The 24520-nt window shown below is 72.0% G+C and carries 20 protein-coding genes; 11 read left to right on the top strand and 9 right to left on the bottom strand.

What is annotated here, in order from left to right:
• Positions 1 to 2: 2 nt before the first annotated feature.
• The gene (locus tag ACNF49_RS17690; RefSeq protein ID WP_482944370.1) at positions 3 to 1358 is read right to left on the bottom strand and encodes a cytochrome ubiquinol oxidase subunit I; all 1356 of its coding nucleotides are present in this window, start codon (positions 1356 to 1358) and stop codon (positions 3 to 5) included.
• A gap of 1369 nt (positions 1359 to 2727) precedes the next feature.
• The gene (locus tag ACNF49_RS17685) at positions 2728 to 4794 is read right to left on the bottom strand and encodes a DNA gyrase/topoisomerase IV subunit B (RefSeq protein WP_357965654.1); all 2067 of its coding nucleotides are present in this window, start codon (positions 4792 to 4794) and stop codon (positions 2728 to 2730) included.
• Between the two features lie 247 nt (positions 4795 to 5041).
• Here ACNF49_RS17685 and ACNF49_RS17680 point away from each other — a divergent pair, with 247 nt between their 5' ends.
• Positions 5042 to 5272, top strand: coding sequence for a DUF7455 domain-containing protein (locus ACNF49_RS17680; protein WP_125639804.1), 231 nt, complete (start codon positions 5042 to 5044; stop codon positions 5270 to 5272).
• Positions 5273 to 5669: 397 nt separating this feature from the next.
• Here ACNF49_RS17680 and ACNF49_RS17675 read toward each other — a convergent pair whose 3' ends face one another.
• Positions 5670 to 6371 carry a GNAT family N-acetyltransferase gene (locus ACNF49_RS17675; protein ID WP_482944369.1) on the bottom strand — a complete coding sequence of 234 codons (702 nt, stop codon included), beginning with the start codon at positions 6369 to 6371 and terminating at the stop codon, positions 5670 to 5672.
• A 60-nt stretch (positions 6372 to 6431) separates the two neighbouring features.
• Between ACNF49_RS17675 and ACNF49_RS17670 the strand changes: the two genes are divergently transcribed.
• Positions 6432 to 7178 (top strand): YaaA family protein, encoded by a 747-nt coding sequence (locus ACNF49_RS17670; protein ID WP_482944368.1) that lies wholly within the window; start codon positions 6432 to 6434, stop codon positions 7176 to 7178.
• Positions 7179 to 7244: 66 nt separating this feature from the next.
• On the opposite strand, the gene ACNF49_RS17665 is transcribed toward ACNF49_RS17670, so the two are convergent.
• The 3 genes from ACNF49_RS17665 to ACNF49_RS17655 all read right to left on the bottom strand — a co-directional run bounded on the left by ACNF49_RS17665 (position 7245) and on the right by ACNF49_RS17655 (position 12021).
• Positions 7245 to 8912, bottom strand: coding sequence for an RNA polymerase sigma factor (locus ACNF49_RS17665; protein ID WP_357965663.1), 1668 nt, complete (start codon positions 8910 to 8912; stop codon positions 7245 to 7247).
• 242 nt (positions 8913 to 9154) lie between these two features.
• Positions 9155 to 11245, bottom strand: a complete 2091-nt coding sequence (locus ACNF49_RS17660; protein ID WP_357965666.1) for a SpoIIE family protein phosphatase — start codon at positions 11243 to 11245, stop codon at positions 9155 to 9157.
• Positions 11246 to 11451: 206 nt separating this feature from the next.
• A complete protein-coding gene (locus ACNF49_RS17655) occupies positions 11452 to 12021 on the bottom strand; it encodes an HhH-GPD-type base excision DNA repair protein (protein ID WP_357965668.1) in 570 nt (189 codons plus the stop codon).
• A 141-nt stretch (positions 12022 to 12162) separates the two neighbouring features.
• Between ACNF49_RS17655 and ACNF49_RS17650 the strand changes: the two genes are divergently transcribed.
• The 6 genes from ACNF49_RS17650 (at position 12163) to ACNF49_RS17625 (ending at position 17020) form a co-directional block, all read left to right on the top strand.
• Positions 12163 to 12387 (top strand): hypothetical protein, encoded by a 225-nt coding sequence (locus ACNF49_RS17650; protein WP_352357735.1) that lies wholly within the window; start codon positions 12163 to 12165, stop codon positions 12385 to 12387.
• A gap of 141 nt (positions 12388 to 12528) precedes the next feature.
• On the top strand, positions 12529 to 14019 hold the full coding sequence (locus ACNF49_RS17645) for a hypothetical protein (RefSeq protein ID WP_482945539.1): 1491 nt from the start codon (positions 12529 to 12531) through the stop codon (positions 14017 to 14019).
• A gap of 10 nt (positions 14020 to 14029) precedes the next feature.
• Positions 14030 to 14800, top strand: a complete 771-nt coding sequence (locus ACNF49_RS17640) for a thioesterase family protein (RefSeq protein ID WP_357965671.1) — start codon at positions 14030 to 14032, stop codon at positions 14798 to 14800.
• Positions 14801 to 14820: 20 nt separating this feature from the next.
• The gene (locus tag ACNF49_RS17635) at positions 14821 to 15576 is read left to right on the top strand and encodes a LamB/YcsF family protein (RefSeq protein WP_482944367.1); all 756 of its coding nucleotides are present in this window, start codon (positions 14821 to 14823) and stop codon (positions 15574 to 15576) included.
• Positions 15573 to 16190: a 5-oxoprolinase subunit B family protein gene (locus ACNF49_RS17630; RefSeq protein ID WP_482944366.1), complete on the top strand. Its 618-nt coding sequence runs from the start codon at positions 15573 to 15575 to the stop codon at positions 16188 to 16190. Before ACNF49_RS17635 ends, ACNF49_RS17630 begins: the two co-directional genes overlap by 4 nt.
• Positions 16187 to 17020: a 5-oxoprolinase subunit C family protein gene (locus ACNF49_RS17625; protein WP_482944365.1), complete on the top strand. Its 834-nt coding sequence runs from the start codon at positions 16187 to 16189 to the stop codon at positions 17018 to 17020. The genes ACNF49_RS17630 and ACNF49_RS17625 overlap by 4 nt, the downstream gene beginning before the upstream one ends.
• Here ACNF49_RS17625 and ACNF49_RS17620 read toward each other — a convergent pair.
• Positions 16998 to 17813 (bottom strand): PhzF family phenazine biosynthesis protein, encoded by an 816-nt coding sequence (locus ACNF49_RS17620; RefSeq protein WP_482944364.1) that lies wholly within the window; start codon positions 17811 to 17813, stop codon positions 16998 to 17000. The genes ACNF49_RS17625 and ACNF49_RS17620 overlap by 23 nt on opposite strands.
• A gap of 59 nt (positions 17814 to 17872) precedes the next feature.
• On the opposite strand from ACNF49_RS17620, the gene sthA reads away from it, so the two are divergent.
• Both sthA and ACNF49_RS17610 read left to right on the top strand, forming a co-directional pair.
• Positions 17873 to 19276 carry a Si-specific NAD(P)(+) transhydrogenase gene (sthA, locus tag ACNF49_RS17615; protein WP_482944363.1) on the top strand — a complete coding sequence of 468 codons (1404 nt, stop codon included), beginning with the start codon at positions 17873 to 17875 and terminating at the stop codon, positions 19274 to 19276.
• A gap of 62 nt (positions 19277 to 19338) precedes the next feature.
• Entirely contained in the window at positions 19339 to 20253 is a 915-nt protein-coding gene (locus ACNF49_RS17610) for a DMT family transporter (RefSeq protein ID WP_357965687.1), read from the top strand.
• Here ACNF49_RS17610 and ACNF49_RS17605 read toward each other — a convergent pair.
• Together ACNF49_RS17605 and ACNF49_RS17600 are read right to left on the bottom strand one after the other, a co-directional pair.
• Complete coding sequence (locus ACNF49_RS17605; protein ID WP_357965690.1) at positions 20239 to 20967, bottom strand: DoxX family protein; 729 nt, start codon at positions 20965 to 20967, stop codon at positions 20239 to 20241. The two genes, ACNF49_RS17610 and ACNF49_RS17605, sit on opposite strands and share 15 nt — an antisense overlap.
• 35 nt (positions 20968 to 21002) lie before the next feature.
• The gene (locus tag ACNF49_RS17600) at positions 21003 to 22532 is read right to left on the bottom strand and encodes an MFS transporter (protein ID WP_482944362.1); all 1530 of its coding nucleotides are present in this window, start codon (positions 22530 to 22532) and stop codon (positions 21003 to 21005) included.
• Between the two features lie 254 nt (positions 22533 to 22786).
• Between ACNF49_RS17600 and ACNF49_RS17595 the strand changes: the two genes are divergently transcribed.
• Positions 22787 to 24517: a tetratricopeptide repeat protein gene (locus ACNF49_RS17595; protein ID WP_482944361.1), complete on the top strand. Its 1731-nt coding sequence runs from the start codon at positions 22787 to 22789 to the stop codon at positions 24515 to 24517.
• The last annotated feature ends 3 nt before the right edge of the window (positions 24518 to 24520 follow it).

The raw sequence follows: 24520 nt of genomic DNA, 5'->3' as shown, positions 1-24520 counted from the left end.
CGTCACACGACCTTGTAGCCGGTGACGTCGGGCTCCTGCGGCGCCAGCGGCACCGGCACGTCGCGGGACAGGCGGCGCATCACGTACACGGTGGCCACGGTCAGTGCCACGTAGACGGCCGTGACCAGCGCGAACCCGTACACCAGGCCGGGCGCGGGGTTGACCGCCTCCGACGTGCGCATCACCCGGAACACGATCCACGGCTGGCGTCCGACCTCCGTCACCACCCAGCCGCTCTCCAGCGCCAGCACGGCGGCCACGCCCGACAACGCGGCGGCACGCAGGAACCACGGGGACTCCGGCAGGTCACGCCGCCGTTTCCAGGACAGCGCGAGGCAGACCGCCAGCAGCAGCAGGGCGAACCCCATCAGCACCATGATCTGGAACGCCCAGTGCACCATGTTGACCGGCGGCCGGTCGGCGGCCGGCACCTGCTCCAGGCCGGTGATCTCCGCGTCGGGGTTCCAGTGGGCCAGCAGGGACAGGCCGTAGGGGATCTCCAGGGCGTACTTCAGCTCGCCGTCCACCGCGATCCCGCCCAGGTGCAGCGGCACGCCGCGGCCCGTACGGAACACGCCCTCCATGGCGGCCAGCTTGACCGGCTGGTACTCGGCCACGAAGTGCGCGGCCCAGTCGCCGACGCCGATCTGCACGGGCGTGACGGCCGCCGCGACCGTGAGCGGCAGCAGCAGGCCGAGCCGGTGGTAGCGGTCGCGCCGGCCGCGCAGCATGGCGACCGCGTACACGCCGGCCATCAGGAAACCGGCCACCATGAACGCCGCCAGGATCATGTGCACCGTCTGGGGCGGCGTGGCCCGGTTGAACATCGCCGCCCATGGATCGACGGCCACGATCCGGCCGCCCGCGACCTCGTACCCGGTGGGCTGCTGCATCCAGGCGTTGGCGGCGACCACGAAGAACGCGCTGGCCACCCCCGCCAGCACGATCGGGATCCCGGTCAGCAGGTGCGCGACGGGCCGCAGGCGGTCCCAGGCGTAGAGGTAGATGCCGAGGAAGATGGCCTCGACGAAGAACGCGATGCCCTCCAGCGAGAACGGCAGGCCGATGACCTCGCCGTACACGCCCATCATGCCCGGCCACAGCAGGCCCATCTCGAACGACAGGATCGTCCCCGAGACCGCGCCGACCGCGAACAGCACCCCGAGCGCCCTGGCCCACCGCCGCGCCAGCAAGCGGTAGTTGTTGTCCCCGGTGCGATGCCCCCGCCACTCGGCCAGCAGGGTGATGGCCGGCATGCCGACGCCGAGACAGGCGATGACGATGTGCCAGCCGAGCGACAACGCCATCTGCATGCGCGCCGCGTCCAGATCCACCACCGCCCCCGCGGTCGCCCCCATCGACACCCTCTCCCTGCCCCTCGGCCCGTGACTTCGTGGGGGATCTGGCATGACTCGTCCGCGAAACGGCGGCGTCCGGCCCGTACCCGCTGGCCGGTCGATCACACCGTCCTTCCGCCAGGTCACCCCACGAACTCCGCCAGCGCGGCCACCAGCCCCACCAGGAGGCCCCAGGAGCCCCCAGAACACCCATGGGGCGCCCCTGACCCCAAACCGCGACTTCAGAGCCCGCCTGAGGCTCTGAGAGCCTTGGGGGCAGTGCTGGTTCGGTGCGACGCCGTCCAACGAAGCTTCTGCAAGGCCCTCGACGCCCCAAGCACGACATGCTCCTACCAGCGGCCACCGTGATGACCGGCTCCCACGCCCAGCACGGGCACACCCGAAGGGCGCAGGCGACGGGTGACGGCCCGGCCCGACACGCCGACGCCGGTCGATGCACTCGGCTCCGACTCTCACCTGGGCCCGAGCGGCCGCCACCGCTGCTCATCTCGGCGGCGACGCAGCAGACACAGAACCAAGGCGCGCTGCGCTGTTCACGAGCCCCTCCCCACTCTCACAGCCGAACCGTCGGTGGCTCTGAGACGAATTGCCGGAGAAAGACCAGATGCGACAGAGGGCGCATCACCGCACGCCCCTCAACGTCCCAAGACCGACGCACCGCAGGGCGGGCCCTCTGAGGCGGAGGAAGCAACCGCCCCTCCGAGGCCGCGGGTACGGGACGGCCCCGCCGAGACCGGTCGCCCGGGTCGCTCGGGTCGTCAGGCAGACTCTCGCCCTACCGCACGCCGGCGCACGCGCATCCGCCGGGAGGTTCACGCCGACCTCCCATGAGGACTTCCCCAAGCCAGCCCGCGTGCCATCCACCGGCAACGCCACACCTACTTGGGCCAGAAGTCCTGATACGGGGGTGCCGCCCCGAGGCCCGGGATGTCGCCTTGAGCCCGATAACGCCCAGAATCCGGCGTCCTTCTGAGCCCGGCGTCGCCCTGAGGCCGATGCCACCCCAAACTCGGCATCTTCCTGGGCCAGGCGTCGCCCTGGGCCCGCTGGCGCCCGAAGTCGAGCACTACCTTGAGCCCCGCATCACCATGAGCTCAGGGGCCAAGTTGAGGCGCGGTGACGTGACATTGGGCCGTCACCCTGAAGCCCGACCAGGGCACAGCCCAGTGACACTGGGGTCGTCTTGCGGTCGGCGACACGTCGGAGGCCATTGTGGAAGCCCGGTGTCGTCCTGTCAGTGAGGTTGAAGCATGGTGGTCACCGAGGGCGTGGGCGCGAGGCCCCGAGCTCGTTGAGACCCGGGGCCTTCCTTGAGCCGTTGTCGCAGGAACTCGGAACCAGATGAGGCCCCGGGAGCACCCTTCCGGGCTCAGGCGTCGATGTGGTCGCGGTCGACCTCGGCCGCGCTGCTGACGATGAACTCCCGCCGCGGCGCCACGTCGCTCCCCATCAGCAGGCTGAAGATGGCCTCGGCCCCCTCGGCGTCCTCGATGCGCACCCGGCGCAGCACTCGGTGCCGCGGGTCCATCGTGGTCTCGGCGAGCTGGTCGGCGTCCATCTCCCCCAGACCCTTGTACCGCTGCACCGGGTCCTTCCAGCGCTTGCCCCGCCGCTCCAGGTCGCGCAGGACCTTCTGCAGCTCGCCGTCGGAGTAGCAGTAGATGTACTTCTCCTTGCCGCGCCCGGGGTTGGTGAGCTCGATGCGGTGCAGCGGCGGCACGGCCGCGAACACCCGGCCGGCCTCCACCATCGGCCGCATGTAGCGGTGGAACAGGGTGAGCAGCAGGCAGCGGATGTGCGCGCCGTCGACGTCGGCGTCGGCCATGAGGATGACCTTGCCGTAGCGGGCCGCCTCGATGTCGAACGAACGCCCCGACCCCGCCCCCACCACCTGGATGATCGCGGCGCACTCGGCGTTCTTGAGCATGTCGCTCACGGACGCCTTCTGCACGTTGAGGATCTTGCCGCGGATCGGCAGCAGCGCCTGGAACTCCGAGTCGCGGGCCAGCTTGGCCGTGCCGAGCGCGGAGTCGCCCTCGACGATGAACAGCTCGCTGCGGTCGACGGCGTCGCTGCGGCAGTCGACCAGCTTGGCGGGCAGCGCGGAGTTCTCCAGGGCGCTCTTGCGCCGCTGGTTGTCACGGTGCTCGCGGGCCGCGATACGGGCCTTGGCGGCGGCGACGATCTTCTCCAGCACGGCCCGCAGCGGCTGCTTGAACCCGCGCGGCGGGTTGGCGAACAGCTCCTTGAGCTCGCGCGAGACCACGTGGGAGACGATGCGGGTGGCCGCGGAGGTGCCGAGCACCTCCTTGGTCTGCCCCTCGAACTGCGGCTCGGGCACCCGGACGGTGACCACGCCGGTCAGCCCCTCGGAGATGTCCTCCTTGTTGACCGGGTCGTCACCGCTCTTCAGCAGCCGGGTCTCGCGCAGCAGCTCGTTGATCGTACGGACCAGGCCGCGCTCGAAACCGGTGATGTGGGTGCCGCCCTTGGGCGTGGCGATCACGTTGACGAACGAGCGCACGGTCGACTCGTAACCCTTGCCCCAGCGGACCGCCACGTCGACGGTGAGCTCGCGCTGCACCTCGGTGGGGGTCATGTGGCCCTGGTCGTCGAGGACCGGCACGGTCTCGTGGAAGTGGCCCACGCCCTGCAGCCGCAGCACCTCGCAGACGGGCTCGTCGCGGGCCAGGAACTCGGTGAACTCGGAGATGCCGCCGTCGAAGCGGAACTCCTCGCCGGTGCGCTCCTCGCCCCTGCTGTCGAAGACCGCCAGGGTCAGGCCGGGCACCAGGAACGCGGTCTGCCGCAGGCGCACGTGGATCTCGTCGAGCGAGACCTCGGCGTCGGGCAGGAAGATCTGCTTGTCGGCCCAGAAGCGCACGCGGGTGCCCGTGACGTTCTTGGGCAGGGAGCCGCCGATCCGCAGCCCGGACTTCTTCTTGAACTTGGCCGTGGGCCCGTCGCCGTCGAAGACGCCGGGCACGCCGCGCCTGAAGCTGATCTCGTGGACCCGCCCGTCGAGGTCGACCTCGACGTCGAGCCGGGAGGACAGGGCGTTGACCACTGAGGCGCCCACGCCGTGGAGGCCGCCGGAGGCGCCGTAGGAGCCGCTGCCGAACTTTCCGCCGGCATGAAGCTTGGTGTAGACGAGCTCGACGCCGGCCAGGCCGGTCTTGGGGTGGATGTCAACGGGGATGCCACGGCCGTTGTCCCGCACCTCGATGGAACCGTCGGCGTAGAGCTCGACCTCGATGCGGTCGCAGTGGCCCGCCAGGGCCTCGTCGACGCCGTTGTCCACGATCTCCCAGAGGCAGTGCATGAGCCCGCGGCTGTCGGTGGACCCGATGTACATGCCCGGCCGCTTGCGTACGGCCTCGAGGCCCTCAAGCACCGACAGGTGACGAGCTGTGTAACCCGCCTCCACTACCGTCACTCTTGCTCCCCTGGTCTAAGCATCGAACACGTGTGCGTAGCCTACCGTTCTTCCCTCAGGCGCGCGTACAAGCTTGCCATGGCGACACGTTTGCCGTTACCAACCGGCTGATCACCATTACTTTCGGACACATTCTGCTCTGGGCGTAGCGAGGCGGAGGTTGGGAACGTCCACGTCCGGTTAGATGTTGTCTCAAGTGACTGACGCCAGATCCTCGCTTCGGCGGGGGTGACCCGAAAGGCGATACGTGACTGGAGCTCTCGCCCCCGTTAAGCCGCTGACGGCCCTCGACCGCTGCGACCGCTGCGGCGCCCAGGCCTACATTCGCGCGACCCTGCCTGTTGGTGGGGAGCTGCTGTTCTGCGCCCACCATGGGCGTCAGCACGTCGCAGCGCTGCGCGAAAAGGGCGCCGACATCCTGGACGAGTCGGCTCGCCTCAGCGAAACCCCGTCAATGAACCCCAACGACGACCGCTGACGCGTTCGTTGTGATCACATAACCACATATTGCACGTCCAGTTCGGCGATCCCGGCGCACCACGCCGGGGTCGCCGTTCTGCGTTCAGACCCGCGCAGGCGCTGGCTCAGGTGTACGCAGGCGATGCCTGGGGTTGCATGCACGCGGTGATCCAGGCCGCACCCGCCGTACACCAAGCCCGACCCACGGCGGTCAGGGCCGCATCCACGCCATGGCCCCAACCCTCCACACCCGGCGTTTCAGGTCACACACAGGGCGGTGGTCCAGGGCACGACCGCCGTACACCAGAACCGCCGCACGGTGGTCAAGGCCACATACGCGCCGTAGTCCCAACCCTCTGCACGCGGTGGTTCGGCCGCTCGCGCGCCCTTGGTTCGGGTCATGCGTACGGCGGGTGTCAGGTCGTACGCACTCTGTAGTGGTATCGGCCGACGGTCTGGAAACCCTCGCCGCGGTACAAAGCCTGAGCCCCGTGGTTCGGCTCGGTGGTGACCAGGTACGCGTTCTTCGCCCCGGCATGCCTGGTCAGGGCGCGCAGCACCGTACGGGCCAGTCCGCGCCGCCGGGCCCGCGGCAACGTCGCCATGCAGAAGATCCCCGCCGTGTCGCCCTGCGGCACGACCCGGCCGACCGCGACCGGCACGCCGTCCTCCTCGACGGCCCCGTACCAGGCGGGCACGCCGGTGCAGATGCGGGCGGCCTCCTCCAGGCCGGCGCCGTACCGGCCGTCCACGGACCACCAGGTCTCCAGCCATTCCGGCCACGGGTGGTCCTCGATCCGGACCGGGCCGCGCGGCTCGGCCGACGGCGATCCGGCCATGATGACCGTCGGATCGACCAGCTCGTACCCTCGGCGGGCCAGCTCGGCGTCCAGGCCGGGCCAGGTGCCGGGGCCGACGGAGAAGGCACAGCTCTGCCCCCGCTCGCCGTAGAACGCCTCGGCGGCGCCGATCGCGGTGTCCAGGTCGGCGGGGGCGTTCAGGGCGAGCACCGAGTTCGCCCGTTTGGTCACGCCGCCGGCGGAACGCAGCACCCAGCCGTCGTGGACACGCTGCTCGTAGGCCGGCCACGCCTGGTGCACCAGCAGGTCGACGTTCATCCGCGCAGCCTAGCCGACCAGCGTGAACACCCTCTGACCGGCCCGTTAGGGTGTGGGGTTGTGCTGATTCTGCTACCGCCGTCCGAAGGAAAGGCCGCCGAGGGAAGCGGGCCGCCGCTCGGGGAGCTGTCCTTCCCCAAGCTTGACCGTGCCCGCAAGCGGGTCATGACCGCGCTCATCCGGGCCTCCAAGCGCCGCGACGCCGCGCAGGTGCTCGGGCTGACGCCCGGTCTGGCGGGCGAGGCGGCCAAGAACACGGTGTTGCGGACCGCGCCCACCCTTCCGGCCGCCGACCTCTACACCGGCGTCCTGTACGACAACCTCGGCCTGAACACCCTGGACGACGCCGCCAGGGCCAGGGCGGAGGAGTCCGTGCTGATCTTCTCCGGCCTGTGGGGCGTGTTGCGCATCTCCGACCGGGTGCCCCCGTACCGCCTGTCGATGGGCGTCAGCCTGCCGCCGCTGGGCGGCCTGGCCGCCTACTGGCGCACGCACCTGTCCAAGGAACTGGACCGGATGCCGGGGCTGGTGGTGGACCTGCGCTCGGCCACGTACGCGGGGGCGTGGCAGCCCGGCGACCGGTCGGTGTCGGTACGCGTCTTCCGCGACGGCAAGGTCGTCAGCCACATGGCCAAGGCCACCCGGGGCGAGATCGCCCGCGTCCTGCTCCAGCAGGAGGAGGCCCCCGGCACGCCCGGCGAGCTGGCCAAGACCCTCGGCAACCTGGGCTGGACGGTCGACCTCGCCGAGCCCGCGCGGACGAACCGCCCCTGGCTCCTCGACGTGCACGTCACCGACCCGGCCTGACGACCTCCGGAAACGGCGATCGCCCCGCCCGGAGGGTTCCGGACGGGGCGATCGACGAGGTGGCTCCTAGTCCAGGTAGTCGCGCAGCACCTGGGACCGGGACGGGTGACGCAGCTTGGACATGGTCTTCGACTCGATCTGGCGGATGCGCTCACGGGTGACCCCGTAAACCTTGCCGATCTCGTCGAGCGTCTTCGGCTGCCCGTCGGTGAGGCCGAACCGCATGGACACGACGCCCGCCTCCCGCTCCGACAACGTGTCGAGAACGGAGTGCAGCTGCTCCTGCAGCAGCGTGAAGCTGACGGCGTCGGCCGGCACGATGGCCTCGGAGTCCTCGATGAGGTCACCGAACTCGCTGTCGCCCTCCTCACCCAGCGGGGTGTGGAGGGAGATGGGCTCGCGGCCGTACTTCTGGACCTCGACGACCTTCTCGGGCGTCATGTCCAGCTCGCGGGCCAGCTCTTCCGGCGTGGGCTCGCGGCCGAGGTCCTGCAGCATCTGCCGCTGGACCCGGGCCAGCTTGTTGATCACTTCGACCATGTGGACCGGGATGCGGATGGTCCGCGCCTGGTCGGCCATGGCACGCGTGATCGCCTGCCGGATCCACCACGTGGCGTAGGTGGAGAACTTGTAGCCCTTGGTGTAGTCGAACTTCTCCACGGCCCTGATCAGACCGAGGTTGCCCTCCTGGATCAGGTCGAGGAACAGCATGCCGCGCCCGGTGTAGCGCTTGGCCAGCGAGACCACGAGCCGGAGGTTGGCCTCCAGCAGGTGGTTCTTGGCCCGGCGGCCGTCTTCGGCGATCCATTCGAGCTCGGCTCGGACGTCGACCGGCAGGCTCTCGGTCTCGCCGCCGCCGAGCTGCTCCTCGGCGAACAGGCCGGCCTCGATGCGCTTGGCCAGCTCGACCTCCTGCTCGGCGTTGAGCAGGGGGACCTTGCCGATCTGCTTGAGGTAGTCCTTCACCGGGTCGGCGGTGGCGCCGGCGGCGGCCACCTGGGCGACCGGGGCGTCGTCGTCGTCGTCGGACAGGATGAGGACCTCGTCCTCGCTCTTGTCCGCGGTGGCGGCGACGGCGACGTCGGCGGCCTTGGGCTCGTCGTCGGAGTCGTCGTCGGAGTCGGAGTCACCCTCGGCTTCGGCGTCGTCCTCGGCCACGATGTCGTCGACCTCGATGTCCTCGAGGTCCTCCAGCTCCACGTCGCCGTCGAGCTCGAGATCGTCGTCGTCGTCCGCGTCGGTCGCCTTGGCGCCCTCGGGTGCCTTCGGCTTGGTCTCGGCAGGCCCAGCGCTGACTTCTGGCTTGGCCTTCTTGGCGGCGGCCGGAGCCGCCTTCTTCGGAGCGGGAGCGGCCTTCTTGGCCGGAGCCGGCTTCTTGGCGGCCGGCTCGGCCTCAGCGGCGCCCACGACCGCGGTCACGGTCTCGGGCTGCTGCTCTTTGGCGGCCGCTGCCGTCTTGGTCTTGACGGGGGCAGCGGTGCGGCGCTTTGCTGGACCACGAGACTTCTTCGGCGCAGCCGAATCCGCGGCGGTCACCACCACGGTCACGCCCTCTTTGCTGAGGTTCCGCAAGAACGCGGCGGCGTGCGACATGGGGATGTCCGCCTCCTCGAAGGCCTGACGGACATCCTCAGACTCGAGGAAACCCTGCGAGCGCCCACGCTCGAGCAGTCGCTGAATGACGGGCTCGTTCAGCTCTTGTGGCTTCGAGCGAGTCGAACTTGCAGGCGACACGAACACCTCTCGAACGAACGCGTGGCGACAATGGACCCAGATGCCCGCTGGGGGCTGTTGCCTCTCTCGGAGATCGGTGAGGCCGTGCGAAGCGCGACGGACCTGACACAGCATTGTGGCACGACCCCGCACTCCATACGGCCACCTCCCGGCGGTTGTCCTCCACCCTAGGCCGACCAAGACAGTAGTGCGTACGTAAGCGGGGCACTGATACCCGAAAGCAACCGTTATGACTGTTTCATTCAGTCACTCTTCGTGGCCGGCGGGACGTGAATTGCGAGCGCGGTAACGTCATCATCCTGTTCATATCCAGACAACATCCGGTCAACCAGGAAGTCCAGCAACATGTGCGGACTGCTGACCACCTCAGGCGGCGCTTCGGTCACAACACTGCAAATCTCTGCGAGACCGGCGTCAAGCCCTCGCTTCCTGTTCTCCACGAGACCGTCTGAGTAGAGCACCGCGGTGTGTCCCGGCGGCACCACGAACCGGAACTGCCGGCGGCTGGTGGGCCAGCCCAGCGGCGTGCCGGGCTCGGCGTCGCACAGGATCGCCGTGCCCTGGGGCGAGACGAGGACGGGTGGCGGGTGGCCGGCCATGGCCAGCGTGCCCTCGCCGGTGACCGGCTCGACGACCATGTAGGCCAGCGTGGTGACCTGCTCCTCCTCTTCCGTGGCCTCGAAGACCCGGTCGAGGCCCGTGAGCACGGCGGCGGGCGGCGGATTGGTGAGCGCAAGGGCCCGCATCGCGTTGCGGATGCGGCCCATGCCCGCCGCGGCCTTGACGCCCTTGCCCATGACGTCGCCGACGACCGCCGCGACACGCCCGTCCTGCAGGACGAACGCGTCGTACCAGTCGCCGCCGACCTGGACGTGGCGGCTGCCAGAACGGAAGCGCTGGGCCAGCACCAGGCCCTTGACCACGGGCAGGCGGTCGGGCAGCAGGCTGCGCTGCAGCGTCTCGGCCGTGCGGTGCTCACGCTCGAAGAGCGTGGCCCGCTCCACGGCCAGGGCGCACTGCCCGGCCAGCGCCTCCAGGAAGACGCCGTCCTCCTGGGAGATCTTCTGCGGGCGCGTGAACGAGAAGCGCAGCGCGCCGAGCGCCCGGCCGGCGGCCAGCAGCGGCAGGCCGACCCAGGCCCGCTCGTCGCCCTGGCTGATGAACCCGGCCAGCGCCTCCTCGTCGTCGCCGGCCTCCAGCAGCTGGGCCTTCAGCGACTCCGGCGACTCGGCGAAGACCGGACGGCGGCTGTTGACGGCCATCGTCATCACGTTGGAGTGGGACAGCGGGATCTCGTCACCCGAGCCCTGGACCTCGGGGATGCCCTCGCCGTTGACCAGCTTGAGCGCGGCGCGGTCGGTGTCGAGCAGCGCCACGGCCGAGCGGTCGGCGGCCAGGGCGGTGCGGCCCACGTCGATGATGACCTGGACGACCTGCTCGACCGTCAGGGCCTCGGCGAGCTGGGCCGTCGCGCCCTGGAGCCGGGCGGTGCGCAGGGCGGCGGCGCCGAGCTGGTCGGTCAGCCTGCCGCGCATCTCCTCGGCCTCGCGCTGCGGGGTGACGTCGGTGTTGGCGCCGACCCACTCCACCACCCTGCCGTGCCTGATGATCGGCACCGCGCGCACCTCGAAGTGGCGGTAGCCGCTGGCCCGGGTGCGGACCCGGTAGTTCCACTCGAACATCGTGCGGCCGCGCAGCGCCTCGCGCCAGGCCTCCTCGGTCTGCTGGCGCTCCTCGGGGTGGACGACCTCCAGCCAGCCGTTGGCGAGGTACTCCTCCAGCCCCTGGCCGGTGATGGCGCGCCACTGGGGCGCGTCCTCGACGACGGCGCCCGTGGGCGAGGTGATCCAGACGAGCTGGGACTGCGCCTCGACCAGCGAGCGGTAGCGCTCCTCGCTGCGGCGCAGCGCCTCCTCGGTCTGCCTGCTCTCGGTCACGTCGAGGCCGACCAGCGCGATGGCGCGCAGCTCGCCCGCCTCGTCGTGGACCGGCGAGAACGACAACGACCAGTGACGGGTGTCGCCCTCGGCGGAACGCACCCGCACGCGGCCCTCGGTGACCGGCGCGTCACTCTCGATGACGGCCTGGACGGCGTGGGTGATGATCTGGCTCAGGTCGGCCGCCAGCACCTCGACCGGCGAGCGGCCCACCAGGCGCTCGGCGGGCACGCTGACGACGTCGCTGAACACGTCGTTGACCCGCTGGACGCGGCCATCGCCGTCGAAGAACGCGAAGGCGAACTCGGCCTCCGACAGCATGCCCTTGAACAGGGCGGAGTCTGAGATGTCCACATCCGACTCCCGGGGACGGGGAACGGAGGTCTCGGCGCTCATGGTCGGCACCTCCGTCGCGTGCCAGGGTCTCCCACGCGGCACATCTCCATAACTGTGTATCGGCGTAGCGCAGCTCCGGGCGACCGGATTCTGCAGTACATCATCGGCGATGGGCATGCGCCGACGGAAGCCCCCGCCGCCGCCCGGTCGCCATAAGGGTCAACGCATCCTGTCAAAGTCGCTCCACATTGCGCAGCAAGATCAGGTTACTCGCCCTTGGCCGCGCGCTTGGCCTCCTGCTTGGCGGCGCGCACCCGGCCCAGGCTGTCGGTGTCGACCACGTCGGCGACCGAACGGTATGACCCCTCCTCGCCGTAGAGTCCGGCTGCCTCACGCCAGCCTGACGGCTGGACCCCCAGCTGCTTGCCCAGCAATGCCAAAAAGATCTGGGCCTTCTGCTTGCCGTATCCCGGAAGGGCCTGCAGTCGTTTCAACAAGTCTTTCCCGTCGGCCGCGTCGCTCCAGATGAGCTCGGGCCGCCCGTCGTAGTGTTCGACGAGGTAGGCCGCGAGCTGCTGGACGCGGGCGGCCATCGACTTGGGGTAACGGTGCACGGCCGGCTTCTGCGCGAGCAGCGCGGCGAACGCCTCGGGGTCGCAGGCGGCGATCTCCTCGGCGGTCAGGTCGTGCCCGAGCCGCTCCGAGATGGTGTGCGGCCCTGTGAACGCCCATTCCATGGGAATCTGCTGGTCGAGCAGCATGCCGACGAGCAGGGCGAGCGGGCTGCGGCCGAGGAGCTCGTCTGCCTCGTCCCGCTGGGCGAGCTGGATGCGCATGGAAACAGCTTTGCACGAGAAGCGAACACAGGCGCCTCAGAGCCTTGACACAAGGCCGAGAAAAGATGAAATGGGAGCGCAAGTCACCCTGCATACGTTCCTGGGGGTTTGCTCCCGGGTCTCCAGAGGAATCTCACATCTATGCTCGCTCTGGCCACACGCTTCCTCAGGGAGCCGGTCAGTCTCAGGCTGGCCGAAGAGTTCCTGACCGTACCCGTGGACACGATCGACCGGTGCGTGGCCGACGTGTGCGCGTGCGCCGAGCATCTCGGCGTCCCGGCCACGCCCGAGGTTGTGGAGCGCATCGCGCGCGAGCACCTGCTCGCCATCGTGAACTCCGCCCCGCCGCCCCGAAGTCCCCGCTGATCGCGGCTCCACCGATAACATCGGGGTCACCAGGCCGAGTTCTCTTCACCGTTTGCGCCTGGAATACGAGAGAGTGAGGGCGTGCGCCGACACCGACGAGATCCCCGGGAGAGCAGCCCGCCCGACGACGTGTTCCAGGAGATGGTGCAGGCGGCCCGCGAGCTGCTCGCGGTGCGCAGCCCTCTCGACGCGGAGCTGATGGTCTCAGACATGATCGGGGCCTGGTGGGGCAGGCGGGTCAGGGGCGGTGACGTGGAGCAGGTCCTCGGGGAGGGCCTGGTCGACTACGCGGCCAAGGCCGGCACCCCGGCCTCCCTGACGCTGCTGGTGTGCCTGGCCTACCTGGGCACCGCCCGCCAGGGCGCCAAGGCCGAGGGCGCGGCCCTGGCGATGATGGAGTCGGGCGTGGCCAGGCCCGGGTGGGCCGACAAGGTCGGCGCGGTCAAGCCCACCGGCTGCTACGTCTCCCGCGACGCCTACGGCGACCAGGACACGGTGATCTGCACGTTCGCCTACCGCTGGAACGAGGCATCGGTGCCGAGCGACCGGCACGCGCTGGTCGTGGTCGTCGACCACAACATGAGCGGCATGGCCCGCGACGCGTGGGTGTCCTCGCACGTCGACAAGCTGCTGGAGCAGGCCAGGGCCGAGGCGGCGGGCAACCCGATGCTGCTGTTCGAGGAGATCCAGCCCGAGCAGGCCAGGGCGCTCCTGGACTCGGCCATGAAGGCCACCAGGGAGCCCAAGACGCCGCCGCCGGTGAGCGAGAGCTACAGCGCCTACCACGCCTTCGCCCGCGCCCGGCTCAAGGCGCTGCCGCCGGGCCGCAAACGTCCGGCGCCGCTGCACATCGAGGCGCCCTACAGCCGCGAGCGTCGGGCCATGCTGGCCGCCGAGTTCCTGGCCTCCGACGCCGCCGAGCACCTGTCGGACCCGTCGGCGGCCTCGCGCTGCGCCGACCACATCATCGACTACGGCTGCGAGCGCGACTTCAACCGGCCGCTGCGGGTCAGCCCGACCAAGTGCGAGACGTTCCTGCTCGACTGGCTGCCGCGCAAGGTGATGCTGAGCGTGGCCGAGCAGGAGGCGATGCCGCACGTGCTGTCGGCGTGGGTGCGCTTCGCCGCGCGCCGCACCGGCCTGCCCGAGCAGGGGCTCAAGGCCACGCTCGACGCGGTGTGGGAGGCCACGGGCAAGTTCCCCGAGGCCTACCGCGACCCGACGTCATTCGGGCTCGACCGGCCGCTGCTGGAGCGGCTGCTGCCCGACGGCGACCTGTCGGCGCTGGCCAGGCGGGTGTTCGCGTTCCCCTACCTGCAGGGCGTGCACAACGGGATCGACCTCGACCGGCTCAACCCGGCCGACGAGGCCGACCGGCGCACATTACTGGAGATCGACCACGGCGGCGTGATCGACCAGGAGCACCTGGCCTGGCACGAGGAGATCGCGACCCGGCTGTGGGACGGCGACCCGCCCCAGCTGTGGGAGGCCGCCCAGCGCCTGCTCGACCTCGGCCACGACCGTCACGACGTGCTCCACGTGCTGATCGAGATCGCCGAGCGCATCGGCGGCGACCCCGACGAGCTGGCCGCGGCGCTCGACGACATCGCCGACATCCCCGACGAGATCTAGAGTCCGTCCCATGTCGATGTACCGCCGGCTGGCCATGGGCCGCTACCTCGCCTCCGAGCACACCCAGGGGCCGTGGGACCCGGGCTCCCAGCACATGGGCCCGGTGACCGCCCTGATCGTCCATGAGCTCGACCGCACCGCGCCCCTGCCCGGCCTGGCGCTGTCCAGGCTGGCGGTCGACGTGTTCGCCCCGGTGCCCGTGGCCGAGCTGGAGGTCGTCACCGACGTCGTCCGCGACGGCAAGCGGGTGCAGTGCCTGTCGGCGGCCGTGCTGTCCGGCGGGCGCGAGTATGCCAGGGCCACCGCGTGGCGCATCCGCGAGGCCGACACGCCCGCCACGCCGGCCGCCGGGCCGCCCGCGCCCGTGCCGCCGCCCTCGCCCGAGCACGCGGGGTCCTACCTGGTGTCGGGCTTCGGCTACGGCAGGGCGTTCGACTGGCGGTTCGCCCGCGGCGGCCCGATGCTGAGCGGCCCGGCCACGGTGTGGGGCAGGCTGACCGTGCCGCTGGTGGAGGGCGAGGAGACCACCCCGTTCGAACGGCTGGCCGCGTTCGCCGACAGCGGCAACGGCGTGAGCCCGGCCGTCGACTTCGCCACCCACCTGTTCGTCAACGTCGACCTGACGATCTCGCTGTTCCGCACGCCGGTGGGCGAATGGACCTGCATGGACGCGGCCACCGCGATCGGCCCCGCCGGCCGCGGCCTGACCCGGACCACCCTGTACGACGAGCGCGGCGAAGTCGGCTCGGCGACTCAGACGTTGTACGTCGCGCCGAGGTAGCGCTGCGCCATGATGGTGGGATGGTGATCGACCTCAACGCCGACCTCGGTGAGGGTTTCGGCATCTGGCGGCTCGGCGACGACCTGGCGCTGCTCGACATCGTCACCAGCGCCAACGTCGCCTGCGGCTTCCACGCGGGCGACCCCGTGACGATCAGGCGCACGTGCGCCGCGGCCGTCGACCGCGGCGTGTCGATCGGCGCCCAGGTGTCCTACCGCGACCTGGCCCACTTCGGCCGCAGGGAGATGGAGGTCGAGCCCGAGGAGCTGTGCGCCGAGGTGCTCTACCAGCTCGCGGCCGTCGACGGCATCGCCAGGGCGATGGGCGGCCGGGTCTCCTACGTCAAGCCGCACGGCGCCCTGTACAACCGGGTCTGCCGCGACGAGGTGCAGGCGGCGGCGGTGATCGACGCCGTGGCCGACTACGACCCGTCGCTGCCGGTGCTGACGCTGCCGGTCTCGGCCGTGCACGAGGTGGCCGCGGCGGCGGGCGTCCCGACGGTGAGCGAGGCGTTCGCCGACCGGGCGTACACGGCGGCGGGGGCGCTGGTGCCGCGGCGCGAGGCGGGCGCGGTGATCCACGATGTGGCGGCGGTGACCGCGCGGGCCCGCCGGATGGCCCTGGAGGGCTCTGTGACGGCCGTCGACGGCAGTCCGGTGTCCATCTCCGCCCGGTCGCTGTGCGTCCACGGAGACACCCCTGACGCCGTCGGGCTGGCCCGTGCCGTGCGCAACGACCTGCTGGCGGCCGGAGTGGTCCTGCAGGCGTTCGCGTGATCCGTGCGGCGGGAGAGCACGCGCTGCTCGTGGAGACCGGGTCGCTGGCGGCCTCCCACCGGCTCGACGCGGCTCTGCGGGCCGAGCGGCCCGAGGGGGTCGTGGAGGTCGTGCCGGGGCCGGAGACCGTGCTCGTGGTGGCGCCGGGCGCCGATCGGGAGCGGTTGCGGGCCAGGCTGGCGGCCATGACCCGAACGGCGGGCGGGGCGGCGGGAGGGGCCGACGCTCCGGCCGGGCCGGTGGTGACGATTCCCGTCGTCTATGACGGCGCCGATCTCGATTCCGTCGCGGCGCTGGCCGGGATCTCGGCCGAGGAGGTGGTCGCCCGGCACACCGGGCGCGAGCTGGTGGTCGGGTGGCTGGGGTTCGCCCCGGGGTTCGCCTATCTGACCGGGCTCGACCCCGTGCTGGAACTGCCCCGGCTGGACACGCCGCGCACGTCGGTGCCGGCCGGCTCGGTGGCGGTCGCGGGGCCGTACTCGGCGGTCTACCCGGCCGCCTCGCCCGGCGGGTGGCGGCTGCTGGGTCGCACGGCGACGCGGGTGTGGGACGTGACGGCCGAGCCGCCGTCGTTGTTCCGGCCGGGGATGCGCGTGCGGTTCGAGCGCGCATGATCGAGGTGATCGCGCCCGGTCCGTACGCGACCGTCCAGGATCTGGGGCGGCCCGGCCTGGCCCATCTGGGCGTCCCACGTTCGGGGGCGGCCGACGCGCCGAGCCTGCGGCTGGCCAACCGGCTGGTGGGCAACCGCGAGGACGCGGCGGGCATCGAGGTGACGTTCGGGCTGGCGCGGCTGCGGTTCCACGAGGGCGCGTGGGCGGCGCTGACCGGCGCGCCGGCGGAGGCGCGGATGGGGGTGCCGTTCTGGGTGCCGCCGGGGGGCGAGCTGCGGCTGGGGGCGCCGGAGTGGGGGCTGCGCACGTACGTGGCGGTGCGCGGCGGCATCGCGGTCGAGCCGGTGCTGGGCAGCCGGTCCACCGACTCGCTGTCGGGGCTCGGCCCCGAGCCGTTGCGGGCCGGGGCGCTGCTGCCGGTGGGCGGGTCCGTCGCCGAGGAGATCTCGGTGGACCTGGCGCCGCCGCCGGGGCCCGCGCCCGCCGTGCTGCGGGTGCTCGCCGGGCCTCGGGACGACTGGTTCGTCCCGGGGGCGCTGGAGGCGCTGTGCGGGGGGCCGTACGCGGTGAGCCAGGACAGCAACCGCGTCGGTGTGCGGCTGCGCGGGCCCGAGCTGACGCGGGCCAGGAAGGGCGAGCTGCCGAGCGAGGGCATGGTCACCGGCGCCGTGCAGGTGCCGCCGAGCGGGCAGCCGATCGTGTTCCTCGCCGACCACCCGCCCACGGGCGGCTACCCGGTGATCGCGGTGGTGCGGCAGGCCGACCTGCCGGTCGCGGCGCAACTGCGGCCCGGCGACGAGGTGCGCTTCACAACGCGACCTGGCCGCTGACGCAGGTGACGACCGCCCCGCCGACCCACACGTCCCGCTCGTCGGCGGTGATCCGCACGCGCCCGGCCCGGCCGAGCACGGTCCCCTGCCCCGCCGTGTACGGCGCCTTCACCCGCCCCGTGCGCAGCAGGAACTGCGCCAGGGACGCGTGCAGGCTGCCGGTCACCGGATCCTCGACGTCGGGAGCGAACACGCGCACCTCGTAGGCGTACGGCGAACCCTCCCGGCACGGCCCCGCCACGCCGACCATGTGCTCGATCGCGCCCGGCCGCAGCTCCAGCACCTCCTCGGCGGCGGCCAGCAGCACCACCACCCATCCGGGCCCGTTGTCGGCCCATTCGACGGCCAGCATGCGCTCGCGCCCGATGCGCAGGGTCTCGGCCAGGCGCTCGGCGAGCTCCTCCTCGACCGGCCCCGACCGCACCAGCTCGGGCGCGGCGAAGGCGAGCCCGTCCTCGGTCCTGCGCACCCGGATCAGCCCGGCGTCGCACTCCTGGACGATCTCCGCAGCGTCGCGCGGCCGGCCGCCGCTCTCCAGCCAGGCGTGGCAGGTGCCGAGCGTGGGATGCCCGGCGAAGGGCAGCTCGCCGCTGCCGGTGAAGATCCGGACCCGGTAGTCGGCCCCGGGCACGGTCGGGGGCAGCACGAACGTCGTCTCGGACAGGTTCGTCCAGGCGGCGAAGCGCCGCATCTCCTCGGTGTCCAGCCCTTGGCCGTCGAGCACGACCGCGAGCGGGTTGCCGCGATAAGGGACGGAGGTGAACACGTCGACCTGACGGAATGCACGTTGCATACGCGCAGTCTGGCCGACGGGTCTTCCGCCGGTAACCCCGCGCGCTCACACTGGGCGATGTGGCGGACTACGACGTGCTGGTGCTCGGCTCCGGTCCCGGCGGGCAGAAGGCCGCCATCGCGGCGGCGAAGCTGGGCAGGCGGGTCGCCGTCGTCGAGAAGCGGAACATGATCGGCGGCGTCTGCATCAACACCGGCACGATCCCGTCCAAGACGCTGCGCGAGGCGGTCCTCTACCTCACCGGCCTCAACCAGCGCGAGCTGTACGGCGCCAGCTACCGCGTCAAGGACGAGATCACGGTCGCCGACCTCGGGATGCGCACCCAGCACGTGATCGGCCGCGAGGTCCAGGTGATCCGCAGCCAGCTCGGCCGCAACCACGTCACGGTCCTGCCCGGCACCGGACGTTTCCTCGACCCGCACACCATCGGGATCAGCGGCGACGAGGAGCGCAAGGTCACCGCCGACCGGATCGTGATCGCCACCGGCACCTCCCCCGCCCGCCCGGACAGCGTGCAGTTCGACGAGCGCACGGTCATCGACTCCGACGCGATCCTGCACCTGGACCGGGTGCCCGAGACCATGGTCGTGGTCGGCGCCGGGGTCATCGGCATCGAGTACGCCTCCATGTTCGCCGCCCTCGGCACCAAGGTGACCGTGGTCGAACGGCGCGAGCGCATGCTGGAGTTCTGCGACCTGGAGATCGTGGAGGCGCTCAAGTACCACCTGCGCGACCTGGCGGTGACCTTCCGCTTCGGCGAGCACGTCGCCGCCGTCGAACGCCGCCCGCGCGGCGCGCTGACCCTGCTGGAGAGCGGCAAGCGCATCCCCGCCGACTGCGTCATGTACTCGGCCGGACGCCAGGGCAGGACGGCCGAGCTGAACCTGGGGGCCGCCGGGCTGGCCGCCGACGACCGCGGCCGGATCCGGGTGGACGAGCACTACGCCACGGCCGTGCCGCACATCTACGCGGTCGGGGACGTGATCGGCTTCCCGGCGCTGGCCGCCACCTCGATGGAGCAGGGCCGGGTGGCCGCCCAGCACGCCTGCGGCGAACCCGTGGAGCAGCTGCGGGAGCTGCCGCCCATCGGCATCTACACGATCCCGGAGATCAGCTTCGTCGGGAAGTCGGAGGACGAGCTGACCCGCGACCGCATCCCGTTCGAGGTCGGCATCTCGCGCTACCGGGAGCTGGCCAGGGGGCAGATCATCGGCGACTCGTACGGGATGCTCAAGCTGCTGGTCTCCTCCGATGACCGGCAGCTGCTCGGCGTGCACGTGTTCGGCACGGGGGCGACCGAGCTGGTGCACATCGGCCAGACCGTGATGGGCTGCGGCGGGACCGTGGACTACCTGGTCAACGCGGTGTTCAACTATCCGACGCTGGCGGAGTCGTACAAGGTGGCGGCGCTGGACGCGATGAACAAGATGCGGGTGGTGGCCCGGCTCACCGCCGACATGTAACTTCTGCCAATTGTCGGTTCTGACCGCTACGCTCCTCGATGGTTCATCTAGGGGAGGCGTACGTGCGCAGCGAGACCGCGGGGAGGTGGCTGCCCGCGTTCCTGCTGCTGGCCGCCATCTGGGGCAACAGTTTCTTCTTCATCAAGGTCGCCGTGGGGGCGCTGCACCCGCTGCAGGTCTCGTTCGGACGCATGGCGGTCGGCGCGGCCACCCTGCTCATCGCGCTCGCGGTCACCAGGCGGGCGCTCCCCCGCGACCCGCGGCTGTGGGGGCACTTCCAGATCGCCTCCGTCGTGCTCACCACGCTGCCCTTCACCCTGTTCGCCTACGGCGAGCAGTACGTCTCCTCCGTCGTCGCCGCCATCTGGAACGCCACCACGCCGCTGTGCACTCTGGCCTTCACGCTGGTGCTGCGCGCCGAACGGGCGACCGCCGCGCGGGCGGCCGGGCTCGGACTCGGGTTCGCCGGCGTCATGGTGGTGCTCGGGGTGTGGCAGCCCATGGCGGGCGGGCAGCTCGGCGGCAGCCTGGCCTGCTTCGGGGCGGCGCTCTGCTACGGGGTCGGCGGGGCGTACATGGGGCGTTTCATCACCGGGCGGCGGTCCGAGCCGCCGGTGGTGCTGGCCGCGGGGCAGCTCCTGACCGGCGCGGTCCAGCTCGCGGTGATCACGCTGGTGGCGGGCGTGCCGCTGGTGGACACCGCGGCGCCCGCCGAGGTCTGGTGGAGCCTGCTGGGCCTCGGCGGCCTCGGCACCGGCGTGGCCTACCTGCTGCTGTACCGGGTCCAGGCCCTGGCGGGCGTGACGACGACCTCGACGGTGACGTACCTGCTGCCGGTGTTCGCGGTGGCCTCCGGCGTGCTGCTGCTCGACGAGACGATCACCTGGAACCAGCCGGTGGGCGCGCTGGTCATCCTGCTGGCCATCGCACTCACCCAGGGCGCGCTGCGCGTGCCCGCGCGCTCAGCCCTCCGATGAGGGACGGCGGCCGCGGGGCGCAGGCTTCTTGCGGCCCGCCACCAGCGTGTCGCCGGTCGCCGGGGCCGGCGCGGGCTCCTCGGTCGCCGGCGGGCCGGCGGGCCGCGTGCGGGGCCGCGGGTGCGGCATGGTGTCCGTCATGGGCGAGGGCGCGTCCCCGGCCTGCTGCCCGGTCTCCTCGGCCTGCCGCCCGGTCTCCTCGGTCTGGGGGACGGCGTCCTCGGCCGGTCTCGACTGGCGGGCGGGCGTGTCGGCGTCGCGCAGCGAGGCGATGACCCGGTCGGCCTCGGCGTCGGCGGCGAACTCGTCGGCCGCCTCGCTCTCCCGCCTGCGGATCACCACCATGTGGTCGACCGACAGCCGTCCCGCGCCCACGACGGCCAGCAGAATGGCGGCCGCCCCGAGCAGGATCAGCTCGTTCATGCTGATGGGGTTGAGCGGCGGGGCCACCAGGAAGACGCCCAGCGCCTCGGCGAACAGGATCAGCCCGGTGACGGCGACCCCCAGCCCGGCGATCAGCAGCGCCCCGCCGATCAGCTCGGCGAGCATGGTGACCGTGGCCCACGCGCCGGGCGCGGGCGCACCCTGCTGGAGGAACTTCGCGCCGGTGGCGGTGAGCCCGTCCTCCAGCTTGGTCCAGCCGTTGGCGAAGAAGATGCCGCCCACGCCGACGCGGGCGACTAGGGCGGCGACATCACGCAGGGCCTGTTTCACGGTATTTGTCTGCCCTGTTCGGGTCATGGCACACCTCAATCACGGCTGAGCAGCACGGCCACCGCGACGGCGGTCAGGCCGAGCAGGACGACGCTGACGACCACGGTCGTGTGCAGCGCGTTGACGAAGGCCCAGCGTGCGGCGCCGAGCAGCGCGTCGCCGGTGCTGCCGCCGATCTCGCGGGCGACGTGGGCGGCTCCGGCCAGCGACTGCCTGGCCTGGTCCATGCGGCCCACGGACACGCCGGGCACGGCGGGCAAGGCGGGCGCGTAGGCGAGCGTGGTGATCGTGCCGAGCACCGCGACGCCGAGGCCCGCGCCCAGCTCGTACGCGGTCTCCTCGATGGCCGCGGCCCCGCCGGCCCGGGACTCGGGGACGGAGGACATGATCGTGTCGGAGGCGGCCAGCAGCGCCACCTGCACGCCGAACCCGATGCCCACGAAGCAGACCGCCAGCATCACGGGATGGCCCTCGACGCCCCAGCCCAGCGTGGGCGTCAGGGCCAGCGCGACGAGCCCCAGCCCGCCGCTCATCGTGGCGCGCATGCCGATCCTGGGCAGGATGTGGGCCGCGGCGAGGCCGCCGGTGACGGCCGACAGCACCAGCGGCAACATCCTGATCGCCGCGCGCACCGGGCTGTCGCCCAGCACGAGCTGCAGGTACTGGGCCAGCATGAGCTGGAGCCCGACCAGCGCGAACACGCCCAGCAGCACGCCGGCCACGCCGGTGGTGAACTCGCGCCGCCGGAACAGGGCCAGCTCCAGCAGCGGCGCCGGCAGACGGGACTGACGGCGGACGAACGCGACCAGCAGGCCCGCCCCGCCGAGGAAGACCAGCACCGAGGCCCAGAACGGCAGCAGGCTCCCCGCCCCGGCCTCCTTCAGCCCGAAGGCCAGGGCGAGCAGGCCGAGCACCGACAACACGGCGCTCGTCGAGTCCCAAGGGCGTTCCCTGCGCAGCGGCGACTCCGGCAGCAGCCGGACGGCCAGGGGCAGCAGCACCAGCAGGATCGGCACGTTGATCAGGAAGACCGCGCCCCACCAGACGCCGACCAGCACGCCGCCGATCAGCGGGCCCACCGCCGCCCCGGCCGCGGCCACCGCGCTCCAGACGCCGAGCGCGACGGCCCGCTCGCGGCGGTCGGTGAACACCTGGCGGATCAGCGAGAGCGTGGCCGGCATGATCATGGCGCCGCCGACACCGAGCAGCGCCCTGGCCAGGATCAGGGTCAGCGGCGTGGGCGCGAACGCCGCTCCCGCCGAGGCCACGCCGAACAGCACGAAGCCGCCCAGGACCAGCCGCTTGCGGCCGTAGCGGTCGCCGAGCGTGCCGAACACGATGAGCAGCGGCGCGACGACGAGCGAGTAGCTGTCGATGATCCACAGCAGCTCGACGGAGGACGGTTCGAGCGCGGCCGTGAGCGCCGGCACCGCGATGTGCAGGACGGTGGCGTCGACCGTGATCAGCAGCAGGCTCAGGCACAGCAGCACGAGGACGGCCCAGCGGTTGTCCCGTCGCGGGCGATCGGCACGCCGTACGAGGGGTGCGGCCTGTGTGACGGTCATGGGCCTCCTTGCAGGCCGATCCGGTCACCAGGGCCTGCACGCGCAGAACGGTCGAAAGCGGGGGAACTCACGGGGGCGGTCTCGCGCCCTCTCCTGCCGTGGCTCTCCACTCCGGCTTGCGTGGCAGCTTAGGCCATGCCAGGCGCTCGGCATAGCGGTATGGGCCGATCCGCGACGCCCCCCACCTCTCTAGTGAGATACAGCCATATGTCTGGATCTACCCAACCTCCATCCGTCACCCGATCATGGAAGCCGTGGGGAACGATGGAAGTGCCGGGAAAGACGATATTTCCGATAAGTCCTCACGCGAGTGGTGCACCGAGGCCCTGACCAGGCTGAACGCGGGCCGTCCCGAATCGGCGCTGGAGGCCGCGCGCCGGGCGGCCGACCTCGACCCCGACGACGAATGGGCCTGCCGCCTCATCAGCCTGGCCCACGAACGCCAGGGCCGCGACGCCGACGCCCTCCCCCCGGCCGAACGCGCCGTGGACCTCGCGCCCGGCTCCTGGTCCGCCCGCCTGCGCCTGGCCGCGATCTCCCGCCGGATCCCCGGCCGCTGGTCCGCGGCGGTCGCCGACGCCGTGCTGGCCGCGCGGTTCGCCCCCGAGGAGGCCGACCCCCAAGTCCTGCTCGGCGACCTGGCGCTGCTGCGCGGCGACCATCCGGAGGCCGGGCGGGCCTACCGCGCCGCGCTCGCCACGGCTCCGGCCCATCCGCAGGCCCGCGTGAACCTGGCCCTGTGCCTGCTGCGCTGGGACCGTCCGCGCCCGCACCACGACCCCGCCTGGCCGGTCGACCCGCGCCAGACGGGACGGGCCAGGCGGGCGCTGGAGGTGTGGGCGCGCCAGACCCGGCTGCTGCTCGCCCTGGCCACGATCGCCGTCACGGCGGCCGCGCCGGCCCTCGACTCGGCGGTGTGGGCGCGGTGGTGCGGGTTCGCCGCGCTGGCCGCGCTGGTGCCGCTGACCGTCCGGCAGGCGCGGCGGGTGGGGGTCTGGGCGTACGTGCCGGCCATGGCCGGGCGCGATCCCTGGCTGGGCGCGGCCGTGGTGTCGGCCGGGTTGTCGGCGCCGGCGTTCGCGGGGTGGCTGCTGCTGGGCGCGGTGCCGGCGGCGCCGTCCTGGCGGGATCCGGTGTGGGCGGGGCTGGCCGGGATCGTGGTGCTGATGTGGCCGGCGCTGGCGGTCGTCCGGGTGCTGGCGGAGGCGTGGCGGGGGCGGCCGATGCCCGCGCTGGCCGAGCTGGCCCGCGCCACGGGCGAGCGCACGGCGGCCAGGAACGCCGGCGTGACGTTGTGGATCGTGCTCATCAGGACCTGGTCGGTGCTGGTGCCGCTGGTCGGCGGGGCGCTGGCGGTCGAGCCGCGGGCCGCGGTGGCGGCGGTGGCGGTGCCGTTCCCGATGCTGCGGGCCTGGCTGCGGGCGCGCCGCGGGGGCGATGGGTGGTTGCTCGCCGCGGGCGGTTTCGTGGCGCTCGCCGCGCTCGGCTGCGCCGTCGGCGGCGCGCTGGGGTCGGCGTGGGGATGGCGGGCGGGGCTGGGCGCGCTCGGCGCGGCGATGACGGTGTTCGCGGCGCACGCCCTGCGCGCGTGGTGGCGCGGCGCGCCGGGGCCCTGGCGGGCCTCGCTCGTCATGTGCGACCTGCCCATGGGCGGCGCGCCCTCGGTGACCCTGACCCCGGAGGCGCGCCAGGCGTTCTCCTACGCCAGGAGCCTCGTCCTGTCCTACGGCGACCCCACGGGGCCGCGGGTCGTGGGCGCGGCCGGGTCCGTCACCTCCTCCGGCGAGCTGCGGCTGATCGCGGGGCCCGAGGCGTGGGAGGGCGTGGCGGCCGACCCGCGCGTCGCGGTGTTCGCGGCCGACCCGTTGCAGCGGCGGTTCTGGGTGGAGGTGCGGGGCGTCGCCCTGGCCGGCCCGGACGTCCTGCGCGTCACCCCCAAGCAGGTGCTCGTCGGCGAGTTCCCCGGCAGACACCAGCGACGGTGAATA

It is taken from the genome of Actinomadura sp. ATCC 39365 (genome assembly GCF_054392275.1).
This window is presented reverse-complemented; position numbering and strand designations above follow the sequence as displayed.